The sequence below is a fragment of the Stenotrophomonas sp. STEN038 genome (genome assembly GCF_056759895.1).
This window is the reverse complement of the sequence record NZ_JBRRDW010000008.1, coordinates 25,426-51,231: the sequence shown is the minus strand read 5'-3', so window position 1 is coordinate 51,231 and position 25,806 is coordinate 25,426. Positions and strand designations below refer to the sequence as shown.

Sequence of the window (25,806 nt, the reverse complement as noted above, 5' to 3'; positions counted from 1 at the left end):
GCGAGGTTCAAAGTGCGAGATTGAAGCGGGGGAGTTCAGACGGTTTGCCCGCGCCAGACGCGGGCATGCAAAGGGTTGAAGCCGATCCGGTAGACCAGGTCGGCGGGGGCGTCGATGTCCCAGATGGCCAGATCGCAGTCCATGCCGGTCATCAGCTTGCCAATGCGATTACCGCGACCGAGGGCGCGCGCGGCTTCGCGGGTGAAGCCGGCGATGCACTCGGCCACGGTCATGCGGAACAAGGTGGCGCCCATGTTCATGGTCAGCAGCGGACTGGTGAGTGGCGAAGTGCCTGGATTGCTGTCGGTTGCCAGCGCCATCGGTACGCCTGCATCACGCAGGCCCTGGATGGGGGGCTGCACGGTCTCGCGGGTGAAGTAGTAGGCGCCGGGGAGCAGTACGGCGACCGTGCCCGAGGCGCGCATCGCGGCAATCCCTGCTTCATCCAGGTGTTCGATATGGTCGGCGGACAGCGCGCCATTGTGTGCGGCCAATTCCGCACCGTGCTGGTTGGACAGTTGTTCTGCGTGGATCTTGATTGCCAGCCCGTGCTGTTTGGCGGCATCGAAAACCTGTTGCGCCTGCGCGGGCGAGAACGCGATGTTCTCGCAGAAAACATCTACGGCGTCGGCCAGTCCTTCAGCGGCGATTGCTGGAATCATCACTGCGCAGACTTCGTTGATGTAAGCCTGTGCCTCGTAGCCCGGCGGCACTGCATGCGCACCGAGAAAGGTCGGCACGATCTCAACCTTGCGCAGTGTCCCCAGTGCTCGGGCCACCCGCAGCTGCTTGCGTTCATCGGCCAGGGTCAGGCCGTAGCCGGATTTGATCTCGATGGTGGTGATGCCTTCGGCCAGCATTGCATCCAGGCGTGGCAGGCTGGCCTCGATCAATGCCGCGTCATCGGCATTGCGGGTCGCGCTGACGGTGGAAACGATGCCGCCACCGGCCTTGGCGATCTGCGCATAGCTCACGCCCTGCAGCCGTTGTTCGAACTCGCCTGCGCGGTTGCCGGCATAGACCAGGTGGGTGTGGCAGTCGATCAGGCCGGGGCTGATCCAGCGACCATTGCAGTCGATGCGGTTGTCGGCTTCAAATGCAGGTGCATCCGCTGCTGGGCCGACATGCAGGATGCGGCCATCGCGGGCGGCGACAACACCGTCGCGGATGCTGCCCAGCCCGCCCGAGGCGTCGTCCAGGGTCATCAGGTTGGCGTTATGCCATAGCGTGTCGCAGTGCATTGTCCCTCTCCGTACCTATTTGTATATACAATAACGGCGACCATCGGAGAGTGTCCAGTGACAGTGATCAAGCCAGCCTCAACCGTTCGTTTCTACGCCGCCCAGGCCTTGTTGCCGCAGGGCTGGGCGCAGGATGTGCGCATCGACAGCGTCGCTGGCGTGATCACGGCAGTGGTTGTCGGCGAAGTCTGGGACGGCCAGTCACAGCGTCTGGATGTGGTGGTGCCGGGCTTGGGCAACCTGCACAGCCATGCCTTCCAGCGGGCGATGGCCGGGCTTACAGAGGTTGGTGGACGTTCTGGTGACAGCTTCTGGAGCTGGCGCGAGCTGATGTACCGGTTCCTGGACCGCTTGGACCCGGATACCTTCCAGGCCATTGCTGCGCAGGCATACATGGAGATGCTGGAGAGCGGCTTCACCCGCGTCGGCGAGTTCCACTATCTGCACCATACCGAAAACGGCAGCCGCTACGCCGACCACGCCGAAATGTCGGTACGTGTTGCCGCAGCAGCGGATGAAACCGGGTTGGGCTTGACCCTGCTGCCGGTGTTCTACGCGCACAGTGATTTTGGCGGTGCCGCGCCCACCCCGGCGCAGCGCCGCTTTCTGCATGATGTCGACGGTTTTGCCGAGCTGTTGCAGGGCTGCAAGCGGGCGTTGGTGAACAGCCCTGATGCGGTGTTGGGGCTGGCACCGCACAGCCTGCGCGCGAGCACGCCGGAGGAATTGCAGGCGCTGGTCGCGTTGGCGCCGGGCCCGATCCATATCCATATCGCCGAGCAGACCCGCGAAGTGGATGCCTGCCTGGCCTGGAGCGGTCAGCGCCCGGTCGAATGGCTGTACGCCAATGCAGCAGTGGATGCGCGTTGGTGCCTGGTGCACGCCACCCATGTCAACGACAAGGAAGTACGGTTGATGGCGGACAGTGGCGCGGTGGTCGGCTTGTGCCCGATCACCGAGGCAAATCTGGGCGATGGCCTGTTCCCGATGCGCGGGTTCGTGCAGGCCGGTGGCCGTTTCGGTGTCGGTTCCGACTCCAATGTATTGATCGATGCGGCCGAGGAGCTGCGCCTGCTCGAATACGGGCAGCGTCTGCAGTTGCGCGGACGCAATGTGCTCTCGCCGGGTGATTTGTCCAGCGGTCGCTGGCTCTACCAGCAGGCGGGCGAGGGAGGTGCGCAGGCGCTGGGCGTGCAGGCTGGACTGAGTGTGGGCGCTGCCGCCGATCTGCTGGAACTGGATGCCCAGCATCCAGCCCTGCTCAACCGTAGCGGTGACGCCTTGCTTGACAGCTGGCTGTTCGCCGCACGTAATGGCGCCCTTCGCAGTGTCTGGCGCAACGGTCGGGCCCTGGTCCGCGATGGTCGTCACGTGAACCGTGATGCGATCAGCGCGCGCTACCGTACCGCGCTTGCACGGATACTGGGCTAAGGTCGGTTATCGGCCAGATACCGTCTCTTTCAGGAAACCCGAGTGAAGGGCAAGAAAGCTCCCACCCTCAACCACCGCATCCGCAGTGACATCGAAGGTCGCATCCTCAGCGGCGAATGGGAGCCCGGCTTCCGTATTCCGTTTGAACACGAGTTGATGGAGCAGTACGACTGCTCGCGGATGACGGTGAACAAGGTGCTTACCGCGCTGGCCGAGAGCGGCATGATCGAGCGTCGCCGTCGCGCCGGTTCCTTTGTTGCCCGGCAGCCACCGCACCTTGAGCAGGTGGCGCTGGAAATCCCCGACATCGAGGTGGCGGTCACCGATCGCGGCCACGAATACGGCTTCCAGCTGCTGGAGCGCGCACATCGCAAGGCCAAGGATGCCGTGGCCGAAGAGCTGCTGCTGGTAGGTGAGGGCAAGTTGCTGGCGATGCGCTGCCTGCACATGGCCGACGGCAAGCCGCTGGCGCTGGAGCGCCGCCTGATCAATCCCGAAGCGGTGCCGGAAACTCTGAAAGTGGACTTTTCCATCCACGCGCCGGGCAGTTGGCTGCTGCAGAACGTGTCGTGGACACGCGGCCAGCACCGCATCAGTGCGGTGGCCGCAACTGCCGATGAAGCCGCATTGTTGAAGGTGCCGGTGGGCACGGCCTGCCTGGTCATCGACCGCCAGACCTGGCGCGGTGAGCTGCCCATTACCTGGGTGCGGCAGATGTTCCTCGGCGACGCTTACGATCTGATTGCGCGCTTCGCGCCCGGCGCACGCTGATTCCAGACGTCTGATTCAATCCGTCTGATTCAACATCCAACCAAGCCGATGGCCTGGTTGGACGCTGCTGGCCGTCAGATAGTGCTGCACTGCCGCCAGCGCACCGGCTCATCCACGCCGGGACGCGGGTTGAGCTGAACTCGGGTAGTGCGCAGTGCCGGGTAGCGTTGCAGCTGCTGACAGATCAGCGGCCACACCTGGGCGTCTTCGCCGTTGCGCTCCACCGACAAGGTGGAGCGGGTCAGCCAGATGCCGCTGACCACGCCGGAAGTGCCGGCCAAGGCCTTTGAAACGGATTGCTGGTAGCGCAGCAGGGTGGCCGCGTCCGGGTCCTGCACAAGGTCGCCCGGATGCGGTGCGGTCGCCGCTGCAGGTTTGGCCTTGGTTGGTTCAGCGGCGGGCTCGGCAGCAGGTTGTGCGGCCCCTTCCGAAGCTGCTGCGGCAGCTGGTTCAACGGCAAGCTGTGGCGCCGCAGCGACGGGTGCGGTGGCCGGAGCGTCTCCTTGCATGGTCATGTAGCCCATGCCGGCCAGCAGGCCGAGGGTGACTGCAGCCAGGCCGGCGATGCCGGTATGGCGCACCGCCTCGCGGCGGGCGATGCCGGTCACGGTCTCATGCGCCTCGGCCGGCATGTAGGGCTTGAGCAGCTGCCACAACTGGCGTGCATCGATGACTTCGATCGAGCTCTTTTCTGCCTCGGCCAGACCATCGCGCTCGACGTGACCCTCGGTGATCAGCAGCCCGCCAACGGCACCGGTCAGGCTGATGGCCGATGCGAGTTCGTGGATCGCGCTCGCGTCGAAACGGTAGGCGCGACCGTGCTTGCACGACACCAGCCAGCGCTGACCATCACGCTGCAGCAGGAAATCGCTGCTGGTGCCGCGGTCGTTTTCATCGTCGTCGGTGAGCGGGTGCAGGTCGCGCTGCTCGGCCATGGCCTGGTGCACGATGCGGGAAAACTCACGCCAGCGCATGCCAGCCAATGCGGCCAAGCCATGCTGGCGCTCGGTTTGGCGGCGGGCGACCAACCAGAGGTATGCAGAAGCCAGGCCCCACAAGAGCAACGCAAGCAACAGGGCCAGAATCCACGAAAACATCGACATACCTGAAAGCCTATAGATGGCGCCCAGTCTATCTTCCCTGACGACCGTAAGAGCAGGCTGACTTCGCCTTTTTGAGTGCTCCCGTGAATTAATCCGCTGGCGTTGTGGCTGGCCAGTAATGGCTGTCTGGTAGCGCCCTCGCGCCAAAGATGGCCTGGCCGACGCGGACCACGCTGGCGCCTTCCTCGATGGCGATCTCGAAGTCCCCGGACATGCCCATCGACAACTCATCCAGCCCGATGTTGGCGGGTGCGTGCTGGCGCAATTGATCGCGCAACGCACGCAGGCGCATGAAGCAGGCCCGGACCCGGGCCGGCTCGGCGGAGAACAGGGCCAGGGTCATCAGGCCGCGGACCCGCAACGCGCCGGAGCGCGGCAGGGCCTGCAGGAAGCCGGCGACCGCTTCAGGCGCCAGGCCGTACTTGCTGGCCTCGTTGGAGCTGTTTACCTGCACGAACACGTCCAGCGAGCGGCCTTCGGCCTGCAGCCGACGCTCCAGGGTTTCGGCCAGGCGCAGGCTGTCCAAGGCCTGGAATTCGTTGGCAAAGCGCGCCACCAGCTTGGCCTTGTTGGTCTGCAGGTGGCCAATGACCGACCACCGCAGGTCGCCCAGATCCTGCATGGCCTCCCACTTGTGGTGGGCCTCCTGCACCTTGTTCTCGCCCAGCATGCGGCAACCGGCTTGATAGGCCAGGCGGATATGGGCCTCGTCGATGGTCTTGCTGACTGGCAGCAGCCGCACGCTGGCCGGGTCCCGGCCGACGCGCTGACAGGCGGCATCGATGCGCTCGCGGACCAGCGCCAGATTTCTGCGGAAGTCAGCCACGGTCTCGGCACGCGGGTAGTGGCCGTGCAGGGCATGCCGGGTCTGGGTACCGGGATCAGGGTCCGGGTGCGGGGTTTGCATGCGTGTCTCCAGCGTTTGCGGCCGCCGCCTGCTGTTGCGAGAGCGGTGCGGTAAACAGCGGATTATCGCTCGCTGGCAGGTTCGAAACCCGGAATCCGGCTGCCTGGACAAATCGCAGGCATGAAAAACCCGCCATCCGATGCCGTGAGGGGAGGGAGACTTACGGCGCGGTACTGCTGGCGGGTGATTGATTCTTGCTCAACTAATGCTGCTTTGCAACATCACTGGTCTTCAGCCTGCTGCCCGTCGTGCGCGGCGCGGCTCTCGGCCCGGGTAAGGCGGCGGTTGAGGGCGTCCAGGCGGTCGTTCAGGGCCTCGATGTCCGAGCGCGACGGGATGTCCATGCGTCGCAGCACGTTGTGGACCTGGTCTTCAAACGACTTTTCGACCTTGTCCCAGGTACCGGCGGCGCGCTCGCGGGCCTGGCCCAAGGTGTTCTCCACGGTATCGCGCAGGCTTTCGCCTTTGCGCGACTGCTCGCGGGAACGGGCTTCGCTGTCCTGGCCTTCCTTGACCAGGGTGTCGAACAGTTTGCTGCCCTCGGCCTGCGCACGCGACAGCGCGCCCAGGCCGGCCAGCCAGACCTGCTGGGCCGACTCGGTCACCTTCCTGGTCAAGCGCTCGGCCTGGCCTTGCGCGCCAGCGCTGTCGTCCTCGTCTTCCGGGCGTTGCTCGTAGGTGGTCATGACGATGCTCCTGTGCGGGGTTGAAGAGTCCAGCTACACCGTAACGGCTTGGCAGCTCGAGTTGTGTGACGGGCCGGCTCAGCCGAGCTTGTCGGTCAGCACGCGTTGAATTTCGGATTCCACCATGCCTTTCATTGCCGACAGCAGGAAGCCAAGCTCGGCCTTCACCCGTACGGCGCCTGGCAGCAGCTCGATGGCACCGTCCACGCCGGAGCGGTTGAAGTGCAGCACCGGGCCGTCCCAGCGGGTGGCCACGTCGAAGCGCTCCTGGAGTTTTTCCGCGACTTCGGCGATGGCGGTGCGGGCCTTGTCATCGGACAGGGAATGGGCGTGCTGGATATCAATGGTGGACATGGCGTGTGGCCTGAACTGCTGTTTGTAAGAAAGATGCGCCATTGTGCGTACCAGCGCGGCGTAGTCCAAGCCTTGCGTACACCTTCTGCATGACCGGATGACCTGCTAGTCTGCTGCCGGTGCGTACTCTGCAAGTCCATTTCAGTAATCGTCAGCAGCCGGATCAGTCATTGATGCCGGGTGTTCAGCGCATTGTGCGCCACGCCTCGGGTCAAGTCCGGCTGGGCGACGGCAGCGTCGGCCCATTGCTGTTGGCCCAGTTCTGTACCGATCAGCGCGGGGTCTGGCTGCAGGTTGCCAGTGGTGGCCGCGGTATCCACGTCAACGGTCGGCCGGTGCGGCGCATGGCGCTGCTGCGGGCAGGTGACTCGGTGTATGCCGACGGCGCGGAAATGCTGCTGCGTGGCGACTGCGAGCAGGTGGCGCATCCCCCTGAAGCCCCGACTGACGGCGGCGACGACCTGCGGGTGCTGTTACGTGGTGTAGGCGGGCGCCATCACGGCCGCAGCTTTACCCTGGACAAGCCGCGCATCATCGGCAGCGATCCGGCCAGCGACATTCTCATCGACGACCCGGCCTTCGCCGAGCGTCATGCCCGTTTCGAACGGCACGCCGACAAGGTGTTGCTGCGCGACCTGGGCTCGGCCGACGGCACCCTGGTCAACGGCGTGATCACCCGTCATTGCTGGCTGCAGGCCGGTGACCAGATCGTGTTCGAAGGCAACCACCGATTTGTGCTGGAAATTCCGCTGGGTCCGATCTCCGTCAGTGCGGCTTTCACGGCGGAGGACGATGAGGAACCGGTAGCGCTCACGCCATCGACGCTGGCCCCGGCCAAGCCCCGGTTGCCGCGGCGTTGGCCTTGGTTGCTGCTCAGTGCCTTGTTGCTGGGTGCGGCAATCAGTGCCTTGTTGCTGTTCGGGGCACGCTGAGCAGCGGTTCCGGCTGCAGTGAACCTGTTGTGCGGGCAGGGCTGAAACGGCGGGGCCGAATGGGTGCAGATGCAACCTTTTCCGGATGGCCCAAGGCTGTTGCGCTGCGGCATACTAGGGGTTCTGCTCAACAGGTGTGACATGACGCGCGCATTCAATTTCAGTGCCGGCCCTGCGACATTGCCGGAATCGGTCCTGCGTCAGGCGCAGGCGGAGATGTTGGAATGGAATGGCGTAGGCGCGTCCATTGTCGAGATCAGCCACCGCAGCGCCGATTTCATGGCCGTGGCGGCCGAGGCCGAGGCCGATCTGCGTCGCCTGATCGGCATTCCGGACGACTACGCGGTGCTGTTCCTTGGTGGCGGTGCTACCACCCAGCAGGCCTTGCTGCCGCTGAATTTCGCCAGCCCCGGCCAGCGCGTGGACTATGTGGTCAGTGGCCACTGGGGCAAGACCGCGGTCAAACAGGCCCAGCCCTATGTCAACGTGAACATCGCCGCCAGCGGTGAGGCCAGTGGCTACCGGGATATTCCGGCGCGCTCGCAATGGCAGCTGTCGGACGACGCGGCCTATGTACACGTCACTGCAAACGAAACCATCCACGGCATCGAATTCCGCGACGTACCCGATGTGGGTGACGTACCTTTGATTGCCGACTTCAGCTCGTCGATTGCTTCCGAGCCGATCGATGTGTCGCGTTATGGCGTGATCTATGCCGGCGCACAGAAGAACCTCGGCCCGGTAGGCATTGCCGTGGTCATCATCCGTCGCGATCTGCTGGAGCGTACCGGCCAGCCGCGTGCCGACATCTTCGACTACCGCTCGCACGTCGAGCGCGACTCGATGTTGAACACACCACCGACCTGGAACTGGTATCTGGCCGGGTTGATGTTCAAGTGGATGCTGGCCCAGGGAGGCGTTGAAGCCTTTGCCAAGCTCAGCCTTGCCAAGTCGTCGGCGGTGTATGACGCCATCGACGGCTCCGGCGGCTTCTACCGCAATGAAGTGGCAGCGGCAGTGCGTTCGCGCATGAACATCCCGTTCTTCCTGCCCAGCGAAGAACTCAATGCGCGCTTTGTCAGCGAGTCCAAGGCTGCTGGGTTGCTGGCGCTGAAGGGCCACAAGGCCGTCGGTGGCATCCGCGCCTCGCTGTACAACGCCATGCCGCTGGAAGGCGCGCAGGCGCTTGCCGCATTCATGCGTGATTTCCAGCAGCGCAACGGTTGAACAACTCCCGCCGTGCGCAGTGCGCCGGCCTGTAACAGGTAGACGATTCCATGGCGACCAAGCCAAGCAAGACCGCCAGCAAGGCCAAGCCGGCCACCGCAGCCAGACCTGCCGCCAAGAAGGTTCCGGCCAAGCCGGCTGCAGTGAAGAAAGTTGCCGCCAGCAAGAAAGCCGCGGCTGAAACCCTCACCGTCGCCAAGCCGGTGCTGTCGGATGTGCGTGCCAAGATCGACCAGATCGACCGCAGCATCCAGGCCCTGATCGCCGAGCGGGCCAACTTCGCCCACCAGGTCGGCAAGGCCAAGGGCAAGCTGGCGGCAGCCGTTGATTACTACCGGCCCGAGCGCGAAGCGCAGGTGCTGCGCATGGTGGTGGACCGCAACGAAGGCCCACTCAGCGATGAAGTGCTGGTGCATGTCTACCGCGAAATCATGTCGGCCTGCCTGGCCCAGCAGGAGCCGCTGAAGATCGGCTACCTCGGCCCGGAAGGTTCGTTCACCCAGCAGGCTGCGCACAAGCACTTTGGTCGCTCGGCGTTGGGCCTGCCGCTGGCCAACATCGAGGAGATCTTCCAGGAAGTGGAAAACGGCAACGCCGACTTTGGCGTGGTGCCGGTGGAGAATTCCGGGCAGGGCACGATCCAGATCACGCTGGACATGTTCCTGACCTCCAACCTGAAGATATGTGGCGAAGTCGAGCTGCGCGTGCAGCAGTACCTGCTTTCACGCACTGGCCGCATCGAAGACATCGAGCGCATCTACGCGCATCCGCAGGCCTTCATGCAGACCTCGGCCTGGCTGCGTGCCAACCTTCCCAAGACCGAGAAGGTACCGGTGTCCAGCAACTCCGAGGGCGCCCGCCGCGCCCGCAATGCGGAAGACGCAGCGGCCATCGGCGGCGAGAGTGCAGGGCACGTATACGGCTTGAAGAAAGTGGTGACCAAGCCGATCCAGAACGATGCGGACAACACCACGCGTTTCCTGGTGATCGGCCGCCAACTGTTCCCGTCCTCCGGCCATGACCGTACCTCGGTGCTCGTCTTCATCCACGACAAGCCCGGTGCGCTGTTCGACGTGCTCAGCCCGTTCGCACGTCACGGCATCAGCATGAACCGCATCGAATCGCGGCCATCGCATCAGGCCAAGTGGGAATACGGCTTCTTCATCGACCTGGCCGGGCACATCGAAGACGAATCGATGCAGGCCGCGTTGGCCGAGCTGAAGGCGCACTCGGCGCAGATCAAGGTGCTCGGCTCCTACCCGGTCGCCGTGCCCTGACAGGCGCGCAGTTCCTTCCCCCGTGTGCGGGGGAAGGTGCCCGAAGGGCGGATGGGGGCGCTTTTCCCTCAGTTGCCCAGCAACTTGAACATTCTTCCTTCCGCCGCCTTCGCGGAAGGAACACAGCAGATCAGAGAGACCGCATGAGTTCCCAGCCCTACTGGATTGCACGCAAAGGTTCCGCCCTGCAGGGCACGCTCGCCATTCCCGGCGACAAGTCGGTGTCGCATCGTTCGGTGATGTTTGCCGCGCTGGCCGATGGTGTATCGCATATCGATGGTTTTCTTGAAGGCGAGGACACCCGCGCCACCGCCCATATCTTCGAGCAGATGGGCGTGCGTTTCGAAACCCCGTCGGCGTCGCAGCGGATCGTCCATGGCGTTGGCGTGGATGGCTTGAAGGCGCCGCAGGGCGAGCTGGACTGCGGCAACGCCGGCACCGGCATGCGCCTGTTGGCGGGCCTGCTCGCCGCGCAGCCGTTCGACACCACACTGATCGGCGACGCCTCGCTGTCCAAGCGGCCGATGCGCCGCGTGACCGGGCCGCTGGCACAGATGGGCGCGCGTATCGACACCCAGGACGATGGCACGCCGCCGCTGCACATCCACGGCGGACAAGCATTGCAGGGCATTCATTACGAATTGCCGGTGGCCAGTGCGCAGGTGAAGTCAGCGGTGTTGCTGGCTGGCTTGTATGCGCAGGGCGACACCTCGGTGATCGAGCCGCATCCAACCCGCGACTACACCGAGCGCATGCTGCGTGCGTTCGGCGTGGAGATCGAGTTCGAGCCCGGCAAGGCGCGCCTGCGTGGCGGCCAGCGCCTGCGTGCGACCGATATTTCGGTACCGGCGGATTTCTCGTCGTCGGCGTTCTTCATCGTTGCCGCCAGCATCATTCCCGGCTCGGAAGTACGCCTGCGCTCGGTTGGCTTGAACCCGCGTCGTACCGGCCTGCTGGCTGCGTTGCGTTTGATGGGCGCGGACATCACCGAGGAGAACCACGCCGAGCACGGTGGCGAGCAGGTCGCTGACCTGGTTGTGCGCTATGCGCAGCTCAAGGGGGTAGAGATTCCGGAAGCGCTGGTGCCAGACATGATCGATGAGTTCCCGGCGCTGTTTGTCGCCGCTGCTGCCGCCGAAGGCCAGACCGTCGTGCGCGGTGCGGCGGAACTGCGGGTGAAGGAGTCAGATCGCCTGGCGGCGATGGCGACCGGCTTGCGTGATCTCGGTCTGCGCGTGGATGAAACCGAAGATGGTGCGACCATTTTTGGTGGCCCACTGGGTAGCGGTACTATCGAAAGCCACGGCGATCACCGTATCTCGATGGCCTTTGCCATTGCCGGCCAGCTCAGCACCGGTGAAGTGCGCATCAATGATGTGGCCAACGTGGCGACCTCGTTCCCGGGCTTCGACAGCCTGGCCAACGGCACCGGCTTCGGACTCAGCGTCCGGTCCTGAACTCCACCGGCACCTGCACGACGCTGTTGATGGCGCGCCCATCCCGCATCGCGGGCTGGAAGCGCCATTGACGCAGTGCTTCGATGGCGGCCTTGTCCAGCGCTGGATCAACGCCGCCCTCATGCCCGATCACGCTGGCTTGGCTGACTTTGCCATTGGCGTCAATCTGCAGGCGCACGATCACATCGCCTTCAAGGCCGGCATTGAGCGCGGCGGCGGGGTAGTCCGGCGTCGGGTTGCTGGACAGAGGCTCTGCATCGCGGTTGCCGGCAACACTGACCACCGACGTGGTGTCGGCGGTGGTGATGGAAACCGGGCCGGAAGCGACTGGCGCCTGCAGGGTGCGGTAGCCCAATACGCTGAAGATCGTCACAACCGCGACCGCGAGCAGGCCCCACAGCCAAGCTGCAGCAACGCCTTGCGGGCGGGCTGGAACTGGATGGTGGGTGCTGCTGTGCTGGTGGGGGATGCTGGACATCGACTTGGGTGCTCTGCGTAACATCTACGCAACAAGTCTGGTCTGCTGCTCCCAAACGGCGAATGACTTTCAGCATGAACCGGCCCCCTTGGGGAGCCGGGGTTCAGCTTAAGGCGTCGGTTTGAAGTCGAACGGGACTTCCAGGCTGCCCTGCATTGGCTGGCCGTTACTCTGCGCGGGTTGGAAACGCCAGCCGCGTACCGCCTCCTGCGCGGCACGATCCAGCTCGCGCGAGCCACTGCGCTGGATAACCCGCACGTCCAGCGGCGCGCCGCTGGCATCTACGTCCACGTGGACGACTACCGTGCCGCTTTCACCACGGCGCAACGCCGCAGCAGGATATTCCGGGGCAGGGCTCTGGCCAGGCAGCGGCACCGGCTGGTCGCTGGGGGCGGTGGTGGCCACTGGCGCTGCTGGCGCGGTTTCGACCGGCGTCGCCTCGGCAATGGGCTGCGGCGGTGGGGCCGGCGCGGTTTCCACCAGCTCGGGGGTTTCATCCACGGCTTCCGGGCGCGCATCGGGCATGTCGCTGGCGCCGGCCCCGGCCGGTAGTGGTGCCGGCAGTGGCGCCATTACCGCGCTGTTGGCCTGCGGCTGGGCCGTGTCGGCACGGTAGAACTCGTTGTGGCGACGGGCGTTGAGCCAGACCACCAGGAACAGCAATACACCGACGCCAAAGGCGATACCGGCAATCTTCAAGCTGCTGCGGGGCAGGTGAAACGTGAAGTTCTGGTCGGAGCGGGAGCTTGGGGCGGACATGGTCTTGACCGTATGGATCACGCCGATTCTTGCACAGGAAAGGTGAATCACGCGGCAGAAAGCCGCAGTTCGCGCGATAATCTATGACTCACACCCGTACACAGTGCCCAGCCATGCTTGATCCAGCCCTTCTTCGCCAGCAGCCCGCCGAACTTGCCGACCGCCTGCGCAGTACGCGCGGCTACGTGCTGGATGTGGCCGCCTTCGAATCGCTGGAGGCTGACCGCAAGCGCATCCAGGTGCGCACCCAGGAGCTGCAGAGCCTGCGCAACAGCCGTTCCAAGTCGATCGGCCATGCCAAGGCCAAGGGCGAGGACGTGTCGGCGATCATGGCTGAAGTGGCAGCCTTCGCCGATGAGCTGAAGAGCTCCGAGGCCCAGCTCGATGTGCTGCGCGAGCAGATCGAAACCCTGTCGATGGGCATCCCGAACCTGCCGGCCGCCGATGTGCCGGCCGGCAAGGACGAGAGCGAGAACGTCGAGCAGCTGCGCTGGGGTACCCCGCGCGAATTCGATTTCCCGGTGCTCGACCACGTCGAACTGGGGGCCCGCAACAACGGCCTGGACGCGGAAACCGCGGCCAAACTGTCCGGCGCGCGTTTCACCGTGCTGCGCGGCTCGATCGCCCGCCTGCACCGTGCGCTGGGGCAGTTCATGCTCAACCTGCACAGCAACGAGCATGGCTACGAAGAAACCAACGTGCCGGTGCTGGTCAATGCCGACTCGCTGCGCGGTACCGGCCAGCTGCCCAAGTTCGAGGAAGACCTGTTCAAGACCGCGCTGGGTGAATCCACGCGCTACCTGATCCCAACCTCGGAAGTACCGCTGACCAATATCGTCCGCGACGAGATCATCGACGCCGAGCGCCTGCCGGTGCGCATGACCGCGCATTCGATGTGCTTCCGCTCCGAGGCCGGCAGCGGTGGCCGCGACGTGCGCGGCATGATCCGCCAGCACCAGTTCGAGAAGGTGGAGCTGGTCAGCATCTGTGCTGCCGAAGACAGCGAAGCCGAGCACCAGCGCATGACTGGCTGCGCCGAAGCGGTGCTGCAGAAGCTGGGGCTGCCGTACCGCAAGGTGCTGCTGTGCACTGGCGACATGGGTTTCTCGGCGATCAAGACCTACGATCTGGAAGTCTGGCTGCCGTCGCAGCAGACCTACCGCGAGATCTCTTCGTGTTCGAACTGCGGTGACTTCCAGGCGCGCCGCATGCAGGCCCGCTGGCGCAACCCCAACGGCAAGCCGGAGCTGGTACACACCCTCAATGGCTCGGGCGTCGCGGTAGGCCGCGCAATGATCGCGGTGATGGAGAACTACCAGAACGCCGACGGCTCGATCACCATTCCCGAAGTACTGCGCCCGTACATGGGCGGCGCCGAAAGCATCGCCTGACCAACAGACGATCGCGTTGCAGATCTGGCATGTACTGCCGAGCCATGCTCGGCAGCGGCCTGCCCGATATCGCGTCGGTGCCCGTGCCCACAAGGCCCCTGATCCTTGTGGGAGCGGTGTAAACCGCGAAGCTAGATCAGCTGTAATTGCAGAAAAGCCCGCAATCGCAAGGATTTCGGGCTTCGCGGCTGACGCCGCTCCCACAAAAGCGGGCAGCCAAGCACTGGTAGTGCCGAGCCATGCTCGGCAGAAGCCTGCCCGATAGCGCTTCAATCGCTACCCCCAACACTGCAAAGCTGCAGCGCCTTGTAGGAGCGGCGTTAGCCGCGAAGCCAGCAGCGCAGAAATTGCACGAAAACCGTCGACCACAAGGATCACCAACTTCGCGGCTGACGCGGCTCCTACAAAAGCACGCCGCCCCAGGACGCTGCGGCCTTCAAAAATGAATGGCCGTCGGCAGCGCTTGGCAATCGGCACCCTGAACCTCCAATCAGGACTGTTTGAGGTCTGATTTGTAAATACAGGACAAAGGTGATTAAATTTACCGGTTCGTTCCAATGATGGGCTCAATCCATGCAGGACCTCAACGACCTCTATTACTTCGCCATGGTGGTCGACCATGGCGGCTTTGCTGCCGCGGAGCGTGCCCTGGGCATCCCGAAATCACGCCTCAGCCGGCGCATCAGCCAGCTTGAGACCGACCTCGGTGTGCGCCTGCTGCAGCGTTCCACGCGGCGCTTTGCGGTCACCGATGTCGGCATGAGCGTGCATCGGCATGCGCAGACCATGCTGGCCGAAGCACAAGCTGCGCGGGAAGTCGTGGATAGGCTCAGTGCCGAACCGCGCGGGCTGGTACGCGCCAGCGTGCCGGTGTCGCTGGCGCAGATGCAGTTGCCCAAGCTACTGCCCAAGTTCCTCGAGCAATATCCGAAGGTGCGGCTGCAGCTGAACATCAGCAACCGCCGCGTCGACATCATCAATGAAGGCTACGACGTCGCCCTGCGCGTGCGCTCGCGCCTGGATGACGATGGCAGCCTGGTGATGCGCAGCTTCGGCCAGGTGCAGGAACTGCTGGTTGCCAGCCCGGCGTACCTGGATCGGGCAGGGCGGCCGGCTTCGCCGGAGGACCTGGGCAACCACGTCACCCTGAGCATCAGCGAAGACGAGGCGCGCCAGCGCTGGGAGCTGCACGGGCCGGGTGGTGAAGTGCGCCGGGTCGAGCTTCAGCCGCGCGTGGCCGGCTTCGATTTCCCGCTGCTGCAGGCCATGGTCAAGGATGGTTTCGGCATCACCATGTTGCCGGAAACCGTCTGTGCCGAGGCCGTGCGCAACGGCGAGCTGGAAGTGGTGTTGCCGGACTGGTCGCTGCCGCAGGGCATCTGCCACGCGGTGTTCGCCTCGCGGCGCGGGCTGTTGCCGGCGGTGCGGGTATTCATCGACTTCCTGGCCGAACACCTGCCGACCGAGCTGGAGGCGTCACGCCTGCACTGCGGCGGTGCCTGTGAGCGCGCCAAGGAGAAGATCCGTGCGTCGATGGCCGGTTCGCTGGCAATCGAAGCGGGTTGAACAAAAAAGCCCACAGGCATGCGAGAATGCGCGCCCCGGAGCGTTATCCGGGGAGCGGTACGTTACGGGCAGATGGCCGAGCGGTTTAAGGCACCGGTCTTGAAAACCGGCGAAGGGTCAAACCTTCCGTGGGTTCGAATCCCACTTTGCCCGCCAGATATTCAAAAAAGCCGCTGGCATCAGCGGCTTTTTTGTGGGTTGAGGCGCGTTGCCCGGGCAGCTGTCCGCAGTGGAATGACACCGGTTTCAGTCAAACCAGACAGGTCCGCTGGTAAAATGGACCCAGCTTGGGGGAGCTGCGCGCCCGGGCATGCATGGGTTCGTCGCGGCAACACCTTCAAGCGTCCGCGTTGGCATCCATGGATTTACGAAAACTTATTTTGGTGCTCACGTTGATCGGAGCACTGGTGCCGTTCGCCAATACGTTCTATGCCGGCTACACCGTGCAGCGTCAGCAGCTGGTGGACACGACGCTGGATGGCAACTACGCCTACGCCAACAAGCTGGCAAAGAGCACCGAGGACTTCCTGCAGGCATCCCAGCTGCAGCTGGCCTACACCGCGCAGCTGCTCGCGATGAAAATGGACGACGTCTCCCAACTGGAGGAGGAAGCTGCACGCCTGCGCATGATGAGCAAGAGCTTCAACTCCATCACCATCTTCGACGCAGGCGGCAAGGTGCTCGCGACCTCTCCCGAAACCTTGGGGTTGCAGGGACGGGTACTCAACAGCGAGGCAGTGAAGACCGCGCTGCGGGAGAAGCGACCGTTGATCAGTGCGCCGTACCAGTCCGCGACCGGCAACTTCATTGTCTTCATCAATCACCCGATAGTGTCCCCGTCCGGCCGCTATCTTGGCGCGGTCGGTGGTGCGATCTACCTGCAGAAGGAGAACATCCTTGACCGTCTGCTCGGCCAGCACTTCTACGTGGATGGGTCCTACCTGTTCGTGGTCGACAAGCAGAAACGCATCATCTATCACCCAAATCCAGACCGGATCGGTGATTTCGTGGACAAGAACGTGGTGGTGGACCGTGTCGCGGCGGGTCAGGCCGGCAAGGGGCGCGCGGTGAACTCACAGGGCGTGAAAATGCTGGCTGGCTACGCGCCGGTAGCCTCGACCGGCTGGGGCATCGTCGCCCAACGTCCCGAGGAGGTCACGCTCGCGCCATTGACCCAGCTGATGCAGAGCACGCTATACCGGGCGCTGCCCGCGACGCTGCTGACCTTGATCCTGGTCCTGTGGAGCGCGCGGCTGATCTCGCGTCCGCTGCGCTTGTTGGCTGATGGTGCTCGCAACATGGAGGACCCGTCCTCGGCCAAAGACATCCGCTCGGTGAAGTCCTGGTACTTCGAGTCGCGCGAGCTCAAGAAGGCCTTGCTGATCGGTGTTGATGCCATCCACAAAAGCTTCAGCAAGCTGCGCGAGGATACCGCCACCGATCCCTTGACCAAGCTGGGCAACCGCCGTCGCCTGGATGAAGCGCTGGCGAATTTCGAGAGTCAGGGTGATACGTTCTCGGTCATCTCGATCGATATCGATCACTTCAAGCGGATCAACGACAGTTACGGCCACGACGTCGGTGACCAGGTCCTGCAGCTGCTCGCCCAGCGCATGCGAGAGGCCTGCCGCGCCTATGACGTGCCGTTGCGTGTCGGCGGCGAGGAGTTTCTGATCCTGCTGCCTTCCACCACCCTGGCAACAGCGGGGCAGGTAGCCGAGCGTCTGCGTGTGGCGGTGGAAGAGATGAAGATCGCCAAGGTCGGCGCGATCACCATTTCGCTGGGCCTGGCCAATTGGCCGCAGAGCAGTTTCGAGATCGAAGCTGTGCTGAAAGCGGCGGATGAAATGCTGTATGCGTCCAAGCGCAGTGGGAGAAACCGGGTTTCGGTTCGGCAGCGCGAGAACGCTGCGCCCCCGTAGAGCCGGGTTGTCTGTTCAGACGATGCGGCGAGGCCGTGCGTTGGCCGCAATGTTGTTCGTTCATGCATTTGTGGTGCGCGGAACTCGATGCTGGGCCGCGGGCATTCGATTCTTGTGGGGGGCGGTGTAAACCGCGAAGCAAGCGGGTCATGAGATGACACTGGCGCGAAGGGTTGGGCGAGGTCAGCTTCGCGGCTTACGGCGGCCCCACAGATAGATGCCTTGCGCGCGCGTCGCCTTCTTGGCTGTTGTAATAAGCATCGGCACTTCAGTCGGCTTGGCTGACGGGCCGGAAGGCGGCAGCCGGTAGTCATCTGCGTTAACCTTGCGCCGCTTCCATTCCTGTATTGCCTGCATGTCCCAGATTGATCCAGCCCTCAGCGACGAACAGTGGATGCGCCACGCGCTGGCGTTGGCCGATCGCGCGCAGCGCGAGTTTGACGAGATTCCAGTCGGTGCGGTGCTGGTGGGCGCCGATGGTGCGTTGCTGGGCGAGGGTTGGAACCTCAACATCGCCAACCATGACCCTAGCGCGCATGCCGAGATCGTGGCGATGCGCCAGGCCGGCACGGTGCTGGGCAATCACCGGCTGGTTGGCGGCACCTTGTACGTGACGCTGGAGCCCTGCGCGATGTGCGCGATGGCGTTGGTGCATGCGCGGGTCGCGCGGGTGGTGTTTGCCGCCACCGATCCCAAGACCGGCGCCTGCGGCAGCGTGTTCAATCTGCTCACCGACCCGCGCCACAACCATCGCGTGCAGGTGCAGGGCGGGGTGCTGGCACAAGAGGCCAGCCTGCGCCTGACCAATTACTTCAGGGCCAAGCGTGGCCGCCCGCTGCTGACCCCTGACGACCTTTGACGCAGCCCCTACCTTCGGCAGGGGTATCATGTGCGCTTGGATATTCCGGCCGTGCGGCGCTTGATCGCCGGCCCCAAGCACGAGGCAGCACATGGCGGACAACAGCGCAGGCAATGATCGGTTGATCTGGATTGATCTGGAGATGACCGGTCTGGATACGGACAACGACTCCATCATCGAGATCGCAACCGTCGTTACCGATGGCCAACTCAATGTGTTGGCCGAAGGTCCTGAGTACGCCATCAATCACTCGCTGGCCACGCTGGAAGCGATGGATGAGTGGAACCGCAACCAGCACCATCGCTCGGGCCTGTGGCAGCGCGTGCTGGACAGCAGCACCACGCTGGGCCAGGCCGAAGCCAGGACCATTGCCTTCCTGCAGGACTGGATCAAGGCCGGTGCCTCGCCGATGTGTGGCAACTCGATCTGCCAGGACCGGCGCTTCCTGCACCGGCAGATGCCGCGGCTGGAGAAGTACTTCCATTACCGCAACCTGGATGTATCGACGATCAAGGAATTGTCCAAGCGCTGGTCGCCTGCGGTTGCTGCCGGGGTCACCAAGACCTCCAGCCACACTGCGCTGAGTGACGTGCACGATTCCATCGCCGAGCTGCGCCACTACCGGCAGTTCATGGGCGTGCTGGCGGGTTTGCCGGAAGCTGGCTGAGCATGAGCGACCTGGTTCCTCGTCTGCAGGACAACGCGCAGGATCTGGCCGATCTGGAACGCGCGGTAGGTCTGCTGGAGTCGCCGACACTCACCGCCAAGATGGCCAACCTGATTGGCGGGCCGCTGGAATTTGCGGTCCGCAAGCTGCCGACAGCGGTGTCCTCGCGCATCCAGGGCGTCACCGAGGCGGCCTTGTACAAGGCCGCGCAGACGGCGCTGTGGACGATGGACAACAAGCAGCCCGGCAAGCCGGCATCACCGCGCCTGCACAAGCTAGCGGCGGCCGCGTCCGGTGCGCTGGGTGGGGCAGGTGGCCTGCCGGCGCTGGCGATCGAGTTGCCACTGTCGACCACCATCATCATGCGTGCGGTGGCCGATGTCGCCCGTAGCGAAGGTTTCGATCTGAACGAGATGGCGACCCGGCAGGCCTGTCTGGAAGTGTTCGCGCTGGGCGGCAATTCCGGCCAGGACGATGCCAGCGAGACCGGTTATTACCTGGCGCGGGGCTTCACCACCGAGGTGATGCGGCATCTGTCGGCGGAGTTGGCCGGTAGCGCGATCAGCGGCAGCCACGGCGTACTGCTAGGGCTGGGCCCGAAGGAAGCCGGCAAGTGGCTGGCCAGGATCGTCGAGAAGATCGCCGCCCGTTTTGGTGTGGTGGTGTCGGAGAAGTTTGTCGCGCAGGCGGTACCGGTGATCGGTGCGGTGGCTGGCGCCACCTTGAACACCATGTTCACCGCTTATTACCAGGACATGGCACGCGGACATTTCATCATCAAGCGGCTGGAGTCGAAGTATGGCTTCGATACCGTGAGGCTGGCCTACGGCGGGATTACCGGCCGTCTGCGTCTTTGATGCTGCCTTACCTGCGCGGGTAGTGTGCGAGGGCGTTGCCTTCACCTGTTGCGAAGCCCATTCTGGCTAGCCTGTGCCCTTCCTACGGAGCGAGGTGGTCATGAGCCAGTACAAGATCGCGGTTTTCGTCGGCAGTCTGCGCAAGGAATCGATCAATCGACGGCTGGCACTGGCGTTGGAGAAGCTGGGCGGTGATCGGGTCAAGTTTGACTACATCCAGATCGGTGACATCCCGCTCTACAACCAGGATCACGATAGCCAGTTCCCGGCGCAGGGCACGCGCATGAAGAACCAGGTGCGCGCCGCTGACGCGGTGCTGTTCGTCACTCCTGAATACAACCGTTCGATTCCCGGGGTGTTGAAGAACGCTATCGACACGGCCTCGCGCCCATACGGCGACAACGCCTTTGCCGGCAAACCGGCAGCGGTGGTTGGTACCTCCATCGGTGCCATCGGCAGCGCCTTGGCCCAGCAGCATCTGCGCAATGTACTGGTGTTCGTCGATCTGGCGGTGATGCCGCAGCCGGAGGCCTTCCTGCACTTCAAGGACGGGCTGATCGAGGCTGATGGCAGCATCACCAACGAAGGCATCAGCAAGTTCCTGCAGGGCTTCGTCGACAAGTTCCTGGCCTGGATCGAGCGCCAGCAGCACGCCTGAGGCCCCAGTCGGCAGGGCGGCGCTGATGCTGCTCATGCGATAATCCGCACCCGGTGCTGCAACGGCACCGGGTTCTTGTTTCTGTATGCCAGCCCAACCCGCAGCCCTTGCAGGCTTGGGTTGTAGACAGGTTATCCACAGACTTGTACGTATCCCGGTGGGCGATGCCCACCTACCATGGCCGCACGGCCTTATTGCAGGAATAACGCTTTTCATGTCCGCCCGTACTGGTTTCCGTTCCGACCGCGATCGCGGTGACCGCAATGACCGCTCCGATCGCAGCGATCAGCGCATCGACGCCTTGCGCGTGCCCCCTCATTCGGTGGAAGCCGAGCAGGCCGTGCTGGGTGGCCTGATGCTGGCGCCGGAGGCCTATGACCGCGTCAACGAGGCGCTGACCGACAAGGACTTCTACCGGCGCGACCACCAGCTTATCTACCGCGCGATCCGCGAGCTGTCCGAGCGCGATCGCCCGTTCGATGCGGTGACCCTGGGTGAATGGTTCGAGTCGCAGGGCAAGCTGGACATGGTTGGCGATGGCGCCTACCTGATCGAACTGGCCAGCACCACGCCGTCGGCGGCCAACATCAGCGCCTATGCCGAGATCGTGCGCGACAAGGCGGTGCTGCGGCAGTTGATCCAGGTCGGCACCGACATCGTCAACGACGGCTTCCAGCCGGAAGGGCGCGACAGCTCCGAGCTGTTGCAGACCGCCGAAAAGTCGGTGTTCGCCATTGCCGAGCAGGGCGCTCGCGGGCGTACCGACTTCGTTGCCATGCCGGGCGCATTGAAGGACGCTTTCGAGGAGCTGCGTAACCGCTTCGAGAACGGCGGCAACATCACCGGTCTGCCGACCGGTTACAACGACTTCGATGCGATGACCGCCGGCCTGCAGCCGACCGATCTGATCATCCTGGCCGCGCGTCCGGCCATGGGCAAGACCACCTTCGCCTTGAACATCGCCGAGTACGCGGCGATCAAGTCGAAGAAGGGCGTGGCGGTGTTCTCGATGGAAATGTCCGCATCGCAGTTGGCGATGCGTCTGATCTCTTCCAACGGCCGCATCAACGCGCAGCGCCTGCGTACCGGCCAGCTGGAGGATGAGGACTGGAGCCGCGTCACCGGCGCCATCCGCATGCTGAAGGAAACCAAGATCTTCATCGACGATACGCCGGGCGTGTCGCCGGAAATCCTGCGTTCCAAGTGCCGCCGGCTCAAGCGCGAGCACGATCTGGGCTTGATCGTGATCGACTACCTGCAGCTGATGAGCGTGCCGGGCAACAGCGAAAACCGCGCGACCGAAATCTCGGAGATCTCGCGTTCGCTCAAGGGCCTGGCCAAGGAACTGCACGTGCCGGTGATTGCGTTGTCACAGCTCAACCGCTCCTTGGAAACCCGTACCGACAAGCGCCCGGTGATGGCCGACCTTCGCGAATCCGGCGCTATCGAGCAGGATGCGGACATGATCGTCTTCATCTACCGCGACGATTACTACAACAAGGAAAATTCGCCGGACAAAGGCCTGGCCGAGATCATCATCGGCAAGCACCGTGGTGGTCCCACCGGTTCGTGCAAATTGAAGTTCTTCGGCGAATACACCCGCTTTGACAACCTGAGCCACGATTCGGTGGGTTCGTTCGAATAAGCGGGAGCTGCTGCATGTCCACCGCCATTGTCTGGTTCCGTCGCGACCTGCGGCTGCGTGACAACCCGGCATTGCAGGCCGCGATCGAAGCCGGTCATGAAATCGTGCCGGTCTACATCCATGCGCCGCAGGAAGAGGGCGCTTGGGCGCCGGGCGCGGCCTCCGATGCATGGCTGCATCGTTCGCTGCAGCATCTGGATGCGCAGCTGCGTGCAATCGGTTCGGCGCTGGTGCTGCGCAGAGGCGACAGCATGGTGCAGCTGCAGGCGTTGATTGCCGAGAGCGGCGCTGAAGCGGTCTACTGGAATCGTAAGTACGAACCGGCCACGCAGCCGCGTGATGCAGCCATCAAGCGCGGCCTGCGCGAGCAGGGCCTGCAGGTGGAAAGCCACAACGGCTATTTACTGTTCGAGCCCTGGGAACTGGCCACGCTGCAAGGTGGCCCGTACAAGGTATTCACGCCGTTCTGGCGCAACGCGCTGACCCGGTGGCGGCTGGCTGAGCTGTCCGAAGCACCACGCACGCTGAGTCCGGTGAAGCTGGCGGGCCTGCCCTTGCAGGCGCTTGCGCTGGAGCCGCGACTCGGTTGGGATGCAGGTTTCTGGGAGCACTGGCAGCCCGGTGAGGCAGGTGCACAGGAAGCGCTGGAAGTATTCGGCGACGGTGCGCTCAATGGCTACCGCGAGCAGCGTGATCTGCCGGACCGCACGGGTACGTCGCTGTTGTCGCCACACCTGCATTTCGGCGAGATCGCGCCGTGGCGTATCGCCCATACGCTGGAAGGCATGCGCAGCGCCGGCCGTGATGCCGACATTGATGGCTATATCCGCCAGCTGGGTTGGCGTGAGTTCTCCTGGCATCTGCTGCATCACTTCCCGCAGACCAGTGACGTCAACCTCAATCCGCGCTTTGAACGTTTTGCCTGGGAACCGGCGCAGCCGGAGATGCTGGCGGCCTGGCAACAGGGCCGCACCGGTATTCCCATCATCGATGCCGGCATGCGTGAGTTGTGGGCGACGGGTTACATGCACAACCGCGTGCGGATGCTGGCGGGCAGCTTCCTGTGCAAGCACATGCGCATGCACTGGAAGGAGGGTGCACGCTGGTTCTGGGACACGCTGGTGGATGCCGATCTGGCGAACAACAGCATGGGCTGGCAGTGGATCGCGGGTACCGGTGCGGATGCCGCGCCGTATTTCCGTGTGTTCAATCCGGTGACGCAGGCGCAGAAGTTTGATCCGAACGCGCGCTACATCAGCCGCTGGGTCCCCGAGCTGGCTGCACTGCCGGTGAAGGCGCGGTTCGCACCCTGGCAGTTCCCACAGCTGCTGGCCGAGCTTGCGCCAAGCTATCCGACGCAGCCTTTGGTCGACCTGGCCAAGGGCCGCGATGAGGCCTTGGCCGCGTACCAGCGGTGTCGCTGACACGGGCTTAACGTGCAAGACAGTTAGATGAATGGATACCTGTAACGAAGGTATCGACTCACGCAGGTTGTGCATCGCGATGTTTATGCTTGCCCGGCAAATCCACGCTGGCCAGTCCGGCCTATCAGGAGACTCAGATGACCACCCTTACTGTTGTTCGTAATCTTTCCATTGGCTTGGTGGCGGCAGCCGTCCTCTCGGCCTGTGCTACCGGTGGCTCGTATGTGCAGCAGGACCAGTACGGCAATCAGACCCAGCAGCAGAACAAGACCGGCAAGGGCGCCTTGATCGGCTCGGCCATCGGTGTTGCTGCAGGCCTGCTCAGCGGCGGCAACGCCACCGAACGTCGCCAGCGCGCAATGGTCGGCGCCGGTATCGGCGCACTCGGCGGTGCTGCGGTTGGCAACTACCAGGACCGTCAGGAGCGTGCACTGCGTGAGCGCACTGCCAATACCGGTATCGACGTGCAGCGCGAAGGTGACAACATCACCTTGAGCCTGCCCGACGGCATCACCTTCGATTTCAACAAAACCACGCTGAAGCCTCAGTTCTACGGTGCGCTCAATGGCGTTGCCAGCACCTTGAGCGAATACAACCAGACCATGATCGAAGTGGTCGGGCACACCGACAGCATCGGTACCGATGCGGTGAACAACCGCATTTCCAAGGAGCGTGCGGATGCGGTAGCTGCCTACCTGACTGCACAGGGCGTGCAGCGCGAGCGCATTGAAACCCTGGGCGCAGGCAAGGCCTATCCGATTGCCGACAACAGCACCGATGCTGGCCGCGCGCAGAACCGCCGCGTCGAGATCCGGGTGATCCCGCTGCGTTCGTGATCGAAACAGTTGCTTGATGCTGTACAGAAAGGGCCGCGCAAGCGGCCCTTTCGTTTGCTGTTGCAGTCGCCTCTCCCGCTGGCGGGAGAGGATGCCCAGAGGGCAGGTGAGGGCGCCCTGCGCGATCAAGCGGAAAAGCTCCCCTCATCCGGTGCTGTGCACCACCTTCTCCCGTGGGCGGGAGAAGGGAGCAAGGGCAACAGCCAAAGCTGAGGCTAGAGCAGAGCAACAGCCGAAGCAAAAGCTACCCCTCCCCAACCCACCCCTACGCCTGCGGCGCAAGGGAGGGGGCAAAGCCAAAGCCAAAGCCAAAGCTACTCCGTCACCACCACGCTGTTGCGGCCTTTGCCCTTGGCTTCATACAAGGCGGCATCGGCGCGCGCGAACCAGTCCTGCCAGCGTTGCTCGCCGGCATACATTGCCGCCCCGGCTGAGATGGTGATGCGACCGCCGGGTCCGCGCAGCGATTCATACACCGCCTTGCGCAGCCGCTCGGTGAAGCTTGCCAAGGCTTCATGGCTGCCGGTATCAGCAAGAATCACGAATTCCTCGCCGCCAAAGCGAAATACCTGGTCGTTTTCACGCAGTTCAAAACGCAGGATTGCAGCCAGGTCGGACAGGGCGGCATCCCCGGCAGCATGGCCGTAGTGGTCGTTGACCTCCTTGAAATTATCGATGTCGATCACCACCAGACCTTGCCGGTAGCGTTCATCGCGGACGCCATCAATATGCGCTTGCAAGGATTTTTCCAGCGCACGCCGATTGGGCACCCCCGTCAGTGCATCCAGCGATGCCAACATTTCCAGTCGCGTGCGGTCGCCTTGCAGGCGGTGGGAGAAGTGGTAGCCAAAACCGAACACCAGCACGATGACGATCAGTGCCTGCAACTGCGCGGAGTGCCCCAGCAGCAGGTCTGGCATCAGCAACAGGCCGGCAACCAACATCAGGTTGAGTGGGGTGGCAATCTGGTTGCGGACGATGAAGAAGTTGGACATCAAGGCCAGATAGGACCATGGCAAAGCGTCGTTGCCCAACTGCTGGGCAGAGAGCAGGCAGCCGCCCACCGTCGCCACGCATAACAATACGCCACCCAGTTCCAACCGGGGCTTGCGCTGATGGATCCATACAGTGGCCAGCAGGGCCAGCGCCGACAACAGACAGCTGACTCCGGCAGCAATGCGTTGTCCGTCAAACCACAGCCAGATCGCGAAGAACAACAAAGCCAGCATGGTGACCGGAGCAATGGTACGCAGCGGCACGCTGCGCAATGCCTGCGGGAGGGACGGGTATGACTTCATGGAAGCTTTCCGGTCCATATGGCGCGAAAGATAGCAGCAGCAATGTGTTTTCCGCATTCA

General features: G+C 63.7%; 24 protein-coding genes and 1 tRNA gene. 17 read left to right on the top strand and 8 right to left on the bottom strand.

Features of this window, described 5'->3' with window-relative positions:
* Positions 1-35: 35 nt before the first annotated feature.
* The gene (gene hutI / locus ACVOLS_RS05080; protein ID WP_481544735.1) at positions 36-1,241 is read right to left on the bottom strand and encodes an imidazolonepropionase; all 1,206 of its coding nucleotides are present in this window, start codon (positions 1,239-1,241) and stop codon (positions 36-38) included.
* Positions 1,242-1,307: 66 nt separating this feature from the next.
* On the opposite strand from hutI, the gene ACVOLS_RS05075 reads away from it, so the two are divergent.
* Both ACVOLS_RS05075 and hutC read left to right on the top strand, forming a co-directional pair.
* On the top strand, positions 1,308-2,672 hold the full coding sequence (locus ACVOLS_RS05075) for a formimidoylglutamate deiminase (protein WP_481544775.1): 1,365 nt from the start codon (positions 1,308-1,310) through the stop codon (positions 2,670-2,672).
* Between the two features lie 42 nt (positions 2,673-2,714).
* Positions 2,715-3,443, top strand: a complete 729-nt coding sequence (gene hutC, locus ACVOLS_RS05070) for a histidine utilization repressor (protein ID WP_481544734.1) — start codon at positions 2,715-2,717, stop codon at positions 3,441-3,443.
* A gap of 74 nt (positions 3,444-3,517) precedes the next feature.
* On the opposite strand, the gene ACVOLS_RS05065 is transcribed toward hutC, so the two are convergent.
* The 4 genes from ACVOLS_RS05065 to ACVOLS_RS05050 form a co-directional block, all read right to left on the bottom strand.
* Positions 3,518-4,540 carry a restriction endonuclease gene (locus ACVOLS_RS05065; RefSeq protein WP_481544733.1) on the bottom strand — a complete coding sequence of 341 codons (1,023 nt, stop codon included), beginning with the start codon at positions 4,538-4,540 and terminating at the stop codon, positions 3,518-3,520.
* Between the two features lie 94 nt (positions 4,541-4,634).
* The gene (locus ACVOLS_RS05060) at positions 4,635-5,453 is read right to left on the bottom strand and encodes a YggS family pyridoxal phosphate-dependent enzyme (protein WP_481544732.1); all 819 of its coding nucleotides are present in this window, start codon (positions 5,451-5,453) and stop codon (positions 4,635-4,637) included.
* A 221-nt stretch (positions 5,454-5,674) separates the two neighbouring features.
* The gene (locus tag ACVOLS_RS05055; RefSeq protein WP_481544731.1) at positions 5,675-6,139 is read right to left on the bottom strand and encodes a phasin family protein; all 465 of its coding nucleotides are present in this window, start codon (positions 6,137-6,139) and stop codon (positions 5,675-5,677) included.
* Positions 6,140-6,217: 78 nt separating this feature from the next.
* The gene (locus ACVOLS_RS05050; RefSeq protein ID WP_282267046.1) at positions 6,218-6,493 is read right to left on the bottom strand and encodes a polyhydroxyalkanoic acid system family protein; all 276 of its coding nucleotides are present in this window, start codon (positions 6,491-6,493) and stop codon (positions 6,218-6,220) included.
* A 119-nt stretch (positions 6,494-6,612) separates the two neighbouring features.
* On the opposite strand from ACVOLS_RS05050, the gene ACVOLS_RS05045 reads away from it, so the two are divergent.
* The 4 genes from ACVOLS_RS05045 (at position 6,613) to aroA (ending at position 11,386) form a co-directional block, all read left to right on the top strand.
* Entirely contained in the window at positions 6,613-7,425 is an 813-nt protein-coding gene (locus tag ACVOLS_RS05045; protein ID WP_481544730.1) for an FHA domain-containing protein, read from the top strand.
* A gap of 141 nt (positions 7,426-7,566) precedes the next feature.
* Positions 7,567-8,652: a 3-phosphoserine/phosphohydroxythreonine transaminase gene (gene serC / locus ACVOLS_RS05040; protein WP_481544729.1), complete on the top strand. Its 1,086-nt coding sequence runs from the start codon at positions 7,567-7,569 to the stop codon at positions 8,650-8,652.
* A gap of 50 nt (positions 8,653-8,702) precedes the next feature.
* On the top strand, positions 8,703-9,929 hold the full coding sequence (pheA, locus tag ACVOLS_RS05035) for a prephenate dehydratase (protein WP_481544728.1): 1,227 nt from the start codon (positions 8,703-8,705) through the stop codon (positions 9,927-9,929).
* A gap of 143 nt (positions 9,930-10,072) precedes the next feature.
* Positions 10,073-11,386 (top strand): 3-phosphoshikimate 1-carboxyvinyltransferase, encoded by a 1,314-nt coding sequence (gene aroA / locus ACVOLS_RS05030; protein WP_481544727.1) that lies wholly within the window; start codon positions 10,073-10,075, stop codon positions 11,384-11,386.
* Here aroA and ACVOLS_RS05025 read toward each other — a convergent pair.
* Both ACVOLS_RS05025 and ACVOLS_RS05020 read right to left on the bottom strand, forming a co-directional pair.
* A complete protein-coding gene (locus ACVOLS_RS05025) occupies positions 11,370-11,864 on the bottom strand; it encodes an energy transducer TonB (protein WP_481544726.1) in 495 nt (164 codons plus the stop codon). The two genes, aroA and ACVOLS_RS05025, sit on opposite strands and share 17 nt — an antisense overlap.
* A 108-nt stretch (positions 11,865-11,972) precedes the next feature.
* A complete protein-coding gene (locus ACVOLS_RS05020; protein ID WP_481544725.1) occupies positions 11,973-12,623 on the bottom strand; it encodes an energy transducer TonB in 651 nt (216 codons plus the stop codon).
* 113 nt (positions 12,624-12,736) lie between these two features.
* Here ACVOLS_RS05020 and serS point away from each other — a divergent pair, with 113 nt between their 5' ends.
* The 11 genes from serS (at position 12,737) to ACVOLS_RS04965 (ending at position 24,448) form a co-directional block, all read left to right on the top strand.
* On the top strand, positions 12,737-14,014 hold the full coding sequence (gene serS / locus ACVOLS_RS05015) for a serine--tRNA ligase (RefSeq protein WP_481544724.1): 1,278 nt from the start codon (positions 12,737-12,739) through the stop codon (positions 14,012-14,014).
* A 573-nt stretch (positions 14,015-14,587) separates the two neighbouring features.
* Positions 14,588-15,580 (top strand): LysR family transcriptional regulator, encoded by a 993-nt coding sequence (locus tag ACVOLS_RS05010; RefSeq protein WP_282267030.1) that lies wholly within the window; start codon positions 14,588-14,590, stop codon positions 15,578-15,580.
* A gap of 66 nt (positions 15,581-15,646) precedes the next feature.
* Positions 15,647-15,736, top strand: a tRNA-Ser gene (locus ACVOLS_RS05005).
* Between the two features lie 227 nt (positions 15,737-15,963).
* Positions 15,964-17,502, top strand: a complete 1,539-nt coding sequence (locus ACVOLS_RS05000) for a sensor domain-containing diguanylate cyclase (RefSeq protein ID WP_481544723.1) — start codon at positions 15,964-15,966, stop codon at positions 17,500-17,502.
* A 355-nt stretch (positions 17,503-17,857) separates the two neighbouring features.
* Positions 17,858-18,361, top strand: a complete 504-nt coding sequence (tadA, locus tag ACVOLS_RS04995; protein WP_481544722.1) for a tRNA adenosine(34) deaminase TadA — start codon at positions 17,858-17,860, stop codon at positions 18,359-18,361.
* A 91-nt stretch (positions 18,362-18,452) separates the two neighbouring features.
* Positions 18,453-19,028, top strand: coding sequence for an oligoribonuclease (gene orn, locus ACVOLS_RS04990; RefSeq protein WP_481544721.1), 576 nt, complete (start codon positions 18,453-18,455; stop codon positions 19,026-19,028).
* A gap of 2 nt (positions 19,029-19,030) precedes the next feature.
* Complete coding sequence (locus tag ACVOLS_RS04985; RefSeq protein ID WP_481544720.1) at positions 19,031-19,885, top strand: EcsC family protein; 855 nt, start codon at positions 19,031-19,033, stop codon at positions 19,883-19,885.
* 100 nt (positions 19,886-19,985) lie between these two features.
* The gene (locus ACVOLS_RS04980) at positions 19,986-20,543 is read left to right on the top strand and encodes an NADPH-dependent FMN reductase (RefSeq protein WP_481544719.1); all 558 of its coding nucleotides are present in this window, start codon (positions 19,986-19,988) and stop codon (positions 20,541-20,543) included.
* A 214-nt stretch (positions 20,544-20,757) separates the two neighbouring features.
* Positions 20,758-22,188: a replicative DNA helicase gene (locus ACVOLS_RS04975; RefSeq protein WP_481511325.1), complete on the top strand. Its 1,431-nt coding sequence runs from the start codon at positions 20,758-20,760 to the stop codon at positions 22,186-22,188.
* Between the two features lie 14 nt (positions 22,189-22,202).
* On the top strand, positions 22,203-23,612 hold the full coding sequence (locus tag ACVOLS_RS04970) for a cryptochrome/photolyase family protein (protein ID WP_481544718.1): 1,410 nt from the start codon (positions 22,203-22,205) through the stop codon (positions 23,610-23,612).
* 137 nt (positions 23,613-23,749) lie between these two features.
* Entirely contained in the window at positions 23,750-24,448 is a 699-nt protein-coding gene (locus ACVOLS_RS04965; RefSeq protein WP_481544717.1) for a YiaD family glycine zipper/OmpA-like lipoprotein, read from the top strand.
* A 314-nt stretch (positions 24,449-24,762) separates the two neighbouring features.
* Here the strand turns inward: ACVOLS_RS04965 and ACVOLS_RS04960 are convergent, their stop codons facing one another.
* Positions 24,763-25,746: a GGDEF domain-containing protein gene (locus ACVOLS_RS04960; RefSeq protein ID WP_481544716.1), complete on the bottom strand. Its 984-nt coding sequence runs from the start codon at positions 25,744-25,746 to the stop codon at positions 24,763-24,765.
* Between the last annotated feature and the right edge of the window lie 60 nt (positions 25,747-25,806).